This window comes from Fervidicola ferrireducens, from assembly GCF_001562425.1.
GTDB lineage: Bacteria > Bacillota > Thermosediminibacteria > Thermosediminibacterales > Thermosediminibacteraceae > Fervidicola > Fervidicola ferrireducens.
In genome coordinates, this window is the sequence record NZ_LOED01000056.1 from 1 (window position 1) to 8971 (window position 8971).

The window sequence follows — 8971 nt, forward strand, 5'->3', positions numbered from 1 at the left end:
GGACGGGATGGAAGCGGCTGTGCAAGTATCTCCAAGGGCCGCTTAAGCGGCACCTGGAGTAGTCGGGACGGAAGTGACGGTCCCCTCCGGGAGGCCCCCCGGCAACGGGTCAAAAGGGCCGCTCGCACCGGTGTAACCCGGCAGGTGCGCGCACCTGCCGCCAGGAAGCCCTACACCTTTAGGTGTAGGGAGGAAGTCACGCGGCAACACCGGAGAACATCGACGGTGTGGTTAATCGAATTTTTCTGTTCTTGGTTTTGACGCATATTAGGTTTGAGGGGATAAAAGCCAACTGCCACACACCTATAGAGGCGGGGGCTTGTCGGCAGAGGGAACTGCTGACGAGTCTGCCACCGGCAGGTAGTTGAACGTGCTTCTGCAAGATGGACAAGAGTTTAAACGGCCGCCTCCATCGAGAAAAATGGAGGCGCTTTTTTTATTTAAGAAATAAGAAAGGGGTGGGACAATCGAAACACTGGAAAATGAAGTTCAAAAAAGGTCAAATGCGGCATTTAACAAAAGTTTAAGATTCATTGCAAAAGCGGCTTTTTCCCTCTTAAAACGAATATTAGTCTTACTAGGCCCACCCGCAATAGTTGTAACGCTGATAATAGCCCTCTTCGTTACAATAATACTAACAATCTACGGTGCTATACCGATTGAAGCGCAGCAACAGAACTTAAAGCCGATTTACGAAGAAGCCGCCCGGAGAAATGCACCTGAAGTAATAAGCGAGGATGGTGTAGAACGGCAGTACTTCGTCGGCTGGGGAATACTCGCTGCTATAGATTACAAAAGAGAGCTTCTTCTCGGAACAAGTCAATCTCCGGTGCCGACGTTTAACGGCGACAAACTGGCTAAAAAATTGGCCCCTAAATTCAAATACCGTGATGCCACTAAAATAATCATAAAGTACGTCACGAACGAAGATGGGACGGTCGATGAGGTGCGGGAAGAAGTGCCTATAAAACTGGTAGAAGAAGTTGAAACATACGAAGGGGTCTATAAACTTCATTATGAGAAAATAGAAATTGAAAAGAGCAATACGACGATAATTACTTATGCCCTTTCAAAAACTGAGTATAAGCAGGACTACTCACGCTTAATTCAGGTCATGCAGGAAGAAGGACTGCCTGCCGATGAAGAAATGGCACGGCTCACCATAAAATTTGCCGAAGCACTGGAATACGGAGCACCCTACCTATCCTGGCTGGCCGAAAGCGAAGAAGAAATGTGGCTGTCAGGGGCAATAGGCTGGCAGTGGAGCACCGGTTACTTCGTGCCGACCGAGTATGTCAAATACTTCAAAGAAGCAGCCGAAAAAACCGGCGTGGACATAGAACTTCTGAAAGCCGTCGCCGCTGTTGAATCAGGATTCAATCCGTCCGCAGTATCACCTGCAGGGGCTATGGGCATAATGCAGCTCATGCCACAAACTGCAAAAGAAATGGGCGTTAACGATCCGTTCAACCCCAGGGAGAACATCCTGGGAGGGGCAAGATACCTTAGAAAGCTCATTGATATGTTCGGAGACTTAGAACTGGCAATTGCAGCGTATAATGCAGGGCCGGGGAACGTCAAAAAATACGGCGGGATACCTCCTTTCGAAGAGACCCAGAATTACGTCAAAAAAGTGATGGGACTGTGGAAACAAGGAATACCCGCCTTCGATACGGAGTTCATCTGGCCTGTCCGTGGAGAAATAACCTCTTCATACGGCGAGCGGATACATCCCGTAAAGGGAAATAAATCAATGCATACGGGAATAGATATAGCAGCGCCGCTAGGGGCACCGATAATAGCTGCCAAAAGCGGTACCGTCAAATTCGCTGGCCTAGCAGGCGGTTACGGCCTCACGGTCATCATAGACCACGGATACGGCGTCAGTTCCGCCTACGCCCACTGCTTAGAGCTGAACGTCAAAGAAGGGCAAAAGGTGAATCAGGGTGAGGTTATCGCTTTGGTAGGAAGTACAGGTTTGAGCACTGGACCGCACCTCCACTTCGAAATCAGGATGAACGGCAAACCGGTAAACCCGGAAAATTACCTGCCGTAGCAAAAGTAAAAGGGTACAAAACTTAAGTGGAAGGGGGGATAAGGGATGAGAATGGAAAAGACACTCCTGTACCTTATGACGTTTTTAGTAATAACTGCTTTAATAACGCCGATAACTTTCGCTTTTGCCGCTACCGGCGATGATAATATACCTACCGTCGACAGTGTAATGGAACGTATTAATGATGGCAAAAGGTTTTCCATATCCCTGGAGGAATTCACCAATATCACGATTGACTTGGCGATAAAAATCATAAAAGTCCTTCAGACGATAGCCGCACCTATCGCCATCATCTCCATGATTATTGGCGCGATAGCGTACGTAGTGGGATTAATCAGCATGAACAGCCATCTTCGCCAGGCAGGAACGGGATCAATGGTCGGCGGGGTAGTGTTCTTGCTGGTTATCAGATTAGCACCTATCATTGTCGCAACGGTGGAAGGATTCGTGAAATAACGGCAAGAAAGGAGGAGATCTAAAATTTGCGGCTGTTGTTGGCAACGGAAAACAAAGAGCTTGACGAATACATTAAGGAAAACGCTGATGATGACATTGAAGTTGTCGGCGAAGTGTATTACCGGGAAGCATTAGTTGATGCTATCAGACAGTATAGATGCGATACCGTGCTGCTCTCAATATACCTCAGCGGCGAAAAAGATATCCTCGACGTTATCTTCCTCGCAAGGATGGCCGATGCTAGGATTGTCGTCCTGATGAATAAAGATGACGAAAGGGCACATGAACTGGTCGCAATGGGTGTATACGACCTCCTGTTTTCACCGGTGCCCGTAACTCAAATCATGGAGGTGCTAAAAAATCCCAAGACATTTTCAAGGATACTAAAAGAACTGGGTACACCCTGGAGACCAGAAGCAAAGAATTTGAAGTCACGGATAAGGGACTTCTTCAGTAGATTTAAGGTAAGTTCAAATATGGAAACCCAGCAGCCGACAATTCAGTTCAAAGAAGAGGAACCCGCTAAACCGAAAAAACCTCAAGAAACACCGTTTAAAGAGACTTTGCTGCAAAGGCAGTCAACAGAAAGCCGGTTAACAGAAACGGATTTAAGCAATACCTGTATTGAAAATTCCGGTGAAGAAACGATTTTTACAGGGAATAGTAACATAGGAATAAATAAGAAAGATGAATTGGAACGCAGAAAAGAGCAGTATGATGAAAAAACTTATCCCAATAACGAAGGCCAAGAAAGCAATGAAGAGTTTTTTACAGGGATTGCGGTAACAAATGAAGCAGAAAAGAAACCTTCAAGGAAGGCCATTAAAGGGAAACATCAGGCAGTAGAGGATAGGCTTATCGGACATCCCGATGTTCCCTGTAATACGACGCAGCAGAAAAAGAGTGTTGGCGTAGGTTTAAAACAGAGTATAACTACACCGGTGGTCGATTTAAGAGCACGGGGTATAGCGGTGATGAACGCTCTAGAAAGAGCAGGTGGAACTTCCTTCGCTATCGCCTTGGCTAAAGCTTTTCAGACAAAAGGCTATAAGGTAAGGGTTGTCGATGTTGGAGGCGGTATAAGCAAGTGGCTCAGGAACGATTCTATCGAGTGTTCTGACGGGAAAGAGATCTCGGTCCTGCCGGGTTGCATTACAATATTCGATTCCGGCAGTGAATTAAACAAGGATATATTACCTTTAGCGGAATACCTCTTTATCATTGTCGACGGACGGGATGATATAAATCCTACCTGGATAATGCCATACGTGCCGGGGAAGACATACCTTATCGGCACAAAAGGGGCAGACGAAGAAAAATTGGCGGCCCTGGCAGAGTTGAAGATGGTAAATTTCCTATTCTCGCTGCCGGAGGCGCCTGAACTTCTAAGGGCAGAACAGGAAGGGAAAAGCGTGCTCCCTAAAAACTGGAGGAAATACCTTAACATAATCGTTTCCGAAATTGCCGCTCCGAATTAGAAAAGCCTAAGCACTGTGGAAGGTGCTGCCGAAGAAGAGTTAAGTCACATTTAATTCTACACGGTCAACTACCCCCGACTGAAGTCGGAGGCATGTAAGCCTCGTGGTTGACCAGCCTGAGTGCCTGACCCGAAGGACACGGGGATTAAGGTACTATGTTGGCAATAGGCTAAAGACCCACTCCGGGATGCTCCTCCAGTCCCGGACCCTGGAAGTACTGGTTGCAGACAACCTTCGGGGTGTGGGCGAAACGGACCAGTACAAGCGCCGGTTGCCAACATTGGCGAGGAGGGGGCCGGAGAGAGTCCGCTCCGGCACGTCACCAGGCCCGTAAGGGCACTCCTGCTGGAGGTGTGCAATATTGGTTTTTGTCTTGGATAAGAAGAAGAGACCATTAATGCCATGTTCCGAAAAACGCGCAAGGCTGTTGCTCCAAAGGGGTAGGGCAGTAGTCCACTGCATGCATCCTTTCACAATAAGACTAAAGGATAGGGTACTAGAAGAAAGTGTCGTGCAACCTTTAAGACTCAAAATTGACCCCGGTGCCAAAACGACCGGCATAGCGGTAATGGATGAATCTGACCCGGTTTGTGGTAAAGTCATCTTCCTTGCAGAAATCAAACATAAGGACGGCATTAAAGAAGCAATGAAAACAAGAAGGGATGTTCGCCGTTCAAGGAGACACAGGAAGACCCGCTACCGAAAGGCAAGGTTTCAGAACCGGAACCCCGAAAAGTGTATTGCATGTGGCAGAAATGCAAGGCATAAGAGTGACTACTGCAGCATATGCCACGAGAACAGGAACTTTGTCGACAACGGTTTCAGAAAGAAACGCCTGCCACCATCGCTTGAAGCGAGAGTCAATCAGACAATAAATGCCGTCAAAAAGCTGATGAAGTTGCTTCCCGTTACGGCAATAAGTACGGAGCACGTCAAGTTTGACACTCAACTAATGCAGAATCCGGAGATAGAAGGTATCGAGTATCAACGTGGGGAACTTTTCGGTTACGAAGTCAGGGAATACCTACTAGAGAAGTGGGGCAGGAAATGTGCCTACTGCGGAGAAGAAGGCGTACCGTTGGAAATAGAGCATATTATACCGAAGTCCCGTGGTGGTACGGACAGGGTATCAAACCTGACATTGGCATGTCACGAGTGCAACCAAAAGAAAGGTAACCTTACGGCAGAAGAATTTGGCTACCCTGAAATACAGGAGCAGGCAAAGAAACCTTTAAAAGATGCAGCGATAATGAACGCTACAAGATGGAAGCTATACCGGCGACTAAAGGAACTTGGCTTGCCGGTAGAATGCGCTACTGGTGCGAGGACGAAGAAGCAGCGTATAGAGCACGGCCTGCCGAAGGCTCACTACTACGATGCCTGTTGTGTGGGTATTACGCCAGGCAAGTTGGTTTTCAAGACGGAATACGTGTCAATATGGACTGCAATAGGGCGTGGCACGAGACGCATGTGTAATCCGGATAAATATGGTTTTCCAAAAGGACACCGTACAGCAAGAAAACTCTACTTTGGATTTCAAACCGGAGATATAGTCAAGGCAATAGTGCCGAAAGGTAAGTACAGGGGAACGTGGGTAGGTAGAGTTGTCGTCAGGACCTCGGGCTATTTTGACCTGAAAGATAACTACGGCAAAAGGATATGCCAGGGTATAAGCTATAAAACCTGTTGTCTGATTCAACGTGCAGATGGTTGGCAGTACGATAAATGTCAACGAAAGGAGGTTCTAGCGCATTCCTCCTCCCAATGAATTGGGAGGCATCCTGCGCCGAAATTCTGTGAGGTGTAAACATTTTATTTCGCGGAGAGGAGCAAATTGAGGAGATATATTCAAAAATACCAAATAGCCTCTTTTGCCTTAATAATAGCTTTTATCATTCTCTTTACTATATATTTCCCCGCAGAAACGTATAAGAGCGATACATTGTGGCATATAAGAGCAGGAGAAGCAATGATCGATAAAAGAACTATTCTGAAGGACGATCCTTTTAGTTGGAGTGCTAACGGGGCTAAATGGACCGCACATTCTTGGCTATACGAAGTCATAATTGCTGCAATCTATCGCAATTTTGGATTCAGAGGATTATGGGCAATAACAGTAATTTTCAGCATAATATACGGGTTGCCACTATTTTATATGACAAGGGAGAAACCCGTAGGATGGTTGGCGGTGAGTTTTTTATTGGTAACCGTCATTGGGGTGGAGTGGTGTATAAGACCGCATACAGCAATGCTGGCAATATTTTCGGTGTTTGTCCTTGCTTTGGTAGAAGGGGTGCTCGCAAAAGGGAGCCCCCTAATATATTTGATGACCTTTCCCCTCTTCTTGATCTGGGCTAATATCCATTCGTCAGTAACAGCCGGTCTTATAACACTCGTGATATTTATCATTTACGGAATGGCTGATGTCAAGTTGCTAATACCTGCGCTGGGCGGTACACTTGTAAACCCTCAATGGATAGAAATATTTGCCTACAGTTGGCGTGCTAGCAGCAACCCTAAAATAACTAGTGCGATAACTGAATGGTTTTCGCCTGATTTCCACCTGCCGTGGGCTATGGCTGCAATGATTTTGACACTAACCGTTATGCTGTTCATAAAACCCCATTGGAGGAAATTGACGATAAAGAGTGTCGAAATCAGTCTCCCTCCTGTTGGGATAACGTTAATACTTATAGGGATGTTTCTCTATCTAAAGTCCGTAAGACATATTGCCGTGCTTACAATTATGATTGCTGCCGCAATTAGAGTATCCGATTTTGGGATCCCGATAAGGATAAAAAATCAAAAGAAGGAAAGGGAAATAGAGAAGATTCAATTAGCAATAGCAATGGGCCTATTTATGGGCACTATAATCCTTGCCGCTGGGAATTATGGGTTCCATCCTCTTACCGTTAATATAGAGACAGCTCTTGCAAATGACCCGATGAATAGTGCGGTGGAATTCATGAAGGCAACCGGCCGGACAGAAAGGATATTAAACGATTACGATATCGGAGATTATCTTATCTGGCATGGCCTCAAACCTTTTATAGACGGCAGAGCGGATATGTACGTTTTTAATAAACCCGAAGTATGGGATGACTATATAAAAAGCATTTTCTTTGAATTCGAGAAACCTGAAGCTATACTAGATAAATACAAGATAAAGCATATTGTGTTTCGTAAAGACCTCCCATACGCAAAGTACCTCAGAAATATCCCTGGGGTGAAAATGGTGTATGAAAACGATGAGGTGGTGGTATTCGACTATCAGAGGGGAAAGGAATTTTAAAAAGCGGGGGAATTATAATATACAATATTGGGGGCGTTCACATTGTTCAGCGTGTTGGCTCTCCTTTCGAGTTTGTTGGGGGCTTTGGGGCAAGTTTTCCTAAAATTCGGCGTCAAAAATTCGTTAATCGAGTCCATCAAAGCACCACCCGTTTGGGCAGGTGCTGTTTTTTATGGGGTTGCTTTTTTGTTATGGCTTGAAGCGCTGAGATTGAATCCGTTATCGAAACTATATCCGTACCTTGCATTGAACTTCGTCTTCGTGCCCCTGTTCGGCCTGCTGTTTTTAAGAGAACGAATAACGGCCCTCAATGCGGTTGGATATTTTTTATGCATCGCCGGTATGCTGCTGGCAACCCGGTAAATATGGTTTTCCAAAAGGACTCCGTACAGCAAGAAAACTCTACTTTGGATTTCAAACCGGAGATATAGTCAAGGCAATAGTGCCGAAAGGTAAGTACAAGGGAACGTGGGTAGGTAGAGTTGTCGTCAGGACCTCGGGCTATTTTGACCTGAAAGATAACTACGGCAAAAGGATATGCCAGGGTATAAGCTATAAAACCTGTTGTCTGATTCAACGTGCAGATGGTTGGCAGTACGATAAATATCAACGAAAGGAGGTTCTAGCGCATTCCTCCTCCCAATGAATTGAGAGGAGGAATGCGCCGAAATTCTGTGAAGAACGATGTTTCTAAAACAGAAGGGTTAATTGTTATAGTACCTGCATATAACGAAGAAGCACGGCTTAAAAGGCTCTTTGATAAGTGGCAAGATATTTTAAACCAGTACAAGTGCATCCTTGTTGACGATGGTTCTTCGGATGGTACTTTTTTGCTTGCAAAGACGATGAATTTTTTGGATGTACTGAAGCATGAGAGAAATTTAGGTAAGGGTGCAGCAGTGCGCACCGGTATATTATATGCCATCAATCGTTACAATGCAAAAGCCGTTCTATTTGCTGATGCCGACCTGAGTGCTGGCCCGAAGGCGTGGGATGTAGTAGCCCAAGGCTTACAGGAAGCGGACGTAGCCGTGGGCTCCAGATTTGCGTGCGGTGCTAAGGTTAAAAGAAGCAAACTGAGAAGTGTTTCTTCTCTTGCTTTTCATTACCTGCAGAAGATTTGTCTGCATTTGCCTGTATTGGATACTCAATGCGGCTGCAAGGCGTTCACCCGCGAAACCGCCATAAAGCTCTTTAACCCGGAACTTCGTTTCCCGGGGTTTGAGTTTGACCTCGAAATATTGCTGCGTGCAGTCGCTCAAGGTTTGAGAATCAAAGAAATAGGGATAGAGTGGCATGAGGAAAGAGGAAGTAAAGTCCACATTACCAGAGATGCCATTAAACTGACTAGAGCCGTTTTTGTTTGCCAAAGAGAACTTTTCGGGTTGCAGAACGCAAAGGAAATGCCGCAATAGTCAACTACCCCCGCTTATAGAAGCGGGGGCTTGTCAGCAGGGGTGAACTGCTGACAGGTCTGCTGATAGCAGGTAGTTGAACGCGGGTGTGCGGCAGCAGAACCTGACGCTCCGGGACGACACTCCCAGTCCCGGGAGACAGCGGTGAAATCCCGTGGCCTTACACGGGGCACTGCCGCACGCCTCAGGGAGACCTACCACCTTTCAAAAAGGTGCCCGGATCACAGGGCTCCTTACAGAAGGAGGAGAAAAGATGGTATTGTTCACTGCCGAC

The 8971-nt window shown here is 46.3% G+C and carries 7 protein-coding genes; all 7 read left to right on the forward strand.

The window, feature by feature from the left end:
- The first annotated feature begins 829 nt into the window (after positions 1-829).
- On the forward strand, positions 830-2056 hold the full coding sequence (locus AN618_RS13930; RefSeq protein ID WP_066355478.1) for a peptidoglycan DD-metalloendopeptidase family protein: 1227 nt from the start codon (positions 830-832) through the stop codon (positions 2054-2056).
- A 45-nt stretch (positions 2057-2101) separates the two neighbouring features.
- Positions 2102-2512: a hypothetical protein gene (locus tag AN618_RS11875; RefSeq protein ID WP_066355481.1), complete on the forward strand. Its 411-nt coding sequence runs from the start codon at positions 2102-2104 to the stop codon at positions 2510-2512.
- A gap of 26 nt (positions 2513-2538) precedes the next feature.
- Complete coding sequence (locus AN618_RS11880; RefSeq protein ID WP_066355484.1) at positions 2539-3990, forward strand: ANTAR domain-containing protein; 1452 nt, start codon at positions 2539-2541, stop codon at positions 3988-3990.
- A 361-nt stretch (positions 3991-4351) separates the two neighbouring features.
- Positions 4352-5758 carry an RNA-guided endonuclease IscB gene (iscB, locus tag AN618_RS11885; RefSeq protein WP_066355491.1) on the forward strand — a complete coding sequence of 469 codons (1407 nt, stop codon included), beginning with the start codon at positions 4352-4354 and terminating at the stop codon, positions 5756-5758.
- Between the two features lie 66 nt (positions 5759-5824).
- Positions 5825-7282 carry a hypothetical protein gene (locus AN618_RS11890; protein WP_066355493.1) on the forward strand — a complete coding sequence of 486 codons (1458 nt, stop codon included), beginning with the start codon at positions 5825-5827 and terminating at the stop codon, positions 7280-7282.
- Positions 7283-7333: 51 nt separating this feature from the next.
- Positions 7334-7645 (forward strand): EamA family transporter, encoded by a 312-nt coding sequence (locus AN618_RS11895; protein ID WP_245628523.1) that lies wholly within the window; start codon positions 7334-7336, stop codon positions 7643-7645.
- A gap of 296 nt (positions 7646-7941) precedes the next feature.
- The gene (locus AN618_RS11900; RefSeq protein WP_157081752.1) at positions 7942-8697 is read left to right on the forward strand and encodes a glycosyltransferase; all 756 of its coding nucleotides are present in this window, start codon (positions 7942-7944) and stop codon (positions 8695-8697) included.
- The last annotated feature ends 274 nt before the right edge of the window (positions 8698-8971 follow it).

Excerpts from the sequence above, each read along its gene's own strand:
- AN618_RS11900 (WP_157081752.1), top strand. The coding sequence starts at position 7,942 with ATGCGCCGAAATTCTGTGAAGAACGATGTTTCTAAAACAGAAGGGTTA.
- AN618_RS11875 (WP_066355481.1), top strand. The coding sequence starts at position 2,102 with ATGAGAATGGAAAAGACACTCCTGTACCTTATGACGTTTTTAGTAATA.